At 79.2% G+C, this 602-nt stretch carries 1 protein-coding gene; it reads right to left on the bottom strand.

All coding sequences use genetic code 11. The features are described from left to right. Window positions 1–602 (bottom strand): AsmA family protein (locus tag HW577_RS26185; RefSeq protein WP_198378982.1); only part of this gene is annotated, 602 nt, incomplete at both ends.

Raw genomic sequence — 602 nt, 5'->3', positions numbered from 1 at the left:
GAGCGCGAGCGCCAGGTCGAGCCGCGGCGCGGGGGCGAAGCGGAAGGTCGCCGCGCCGCGGCCCGTCACGCCGCCGAGGTCGAGCGCGAGATCGTCCGCCGCCGCGACCTCCGCCGTCACGCGCATCCGGCCGCTGGCACGGAAGGGGCCCGCCGGGGCGGCGAGCAGGGCCGAAAGATCCGGGCCGCCGGCCTCGATCCGGCCCTCGAACCCGTCCTCCCCCACCAGCACGCCGCGCGCCGTGACGCTCGCCGCGCCGAGCGCCATGGAGATGTCGAGCGTCGCGACGCCGTCGAAGCCGGGCCGGCCGACCACCGCCTCGAACCGCACCGGCGCGCCGCGCAGGGTGAAGCTGCCTTCCGTGCGCACGGCGTCCAGCGGGCCGGGGGCGGCGAGGCGCGCATCGACGCCTTCCAGCACGGCGCCGCCGACCGCGACGCGGCTGTTCTCGATGCGCGCGTCGAAGCCCGTCAGCCAGGGCGGCGGGCGCAGCGCGCCGACGCTTGCGGGCGGCCAGGGCAGGCGGATCTCGGCGCCGACCAGGACCAGTTCGCGCGGCTCGAGCCGCCCGCCGAGCAGCGCGCCGAGGCCGAGGCTGAGGC

Source organism: Neoroseomonas rubea (genome assembly GCF_016106015.1).
Lineage (GTDB): Bacteria > Pseudomonadota > Alphaproteobacteria > Acetobacterales > Acetobacteraceae > Neoroseomonas > Neoroseomonas rubea.
Note: the sequence above shows the minus strand (reverse complement) of the source record. Positions and strands in the feature narration are given on the sequence as shown.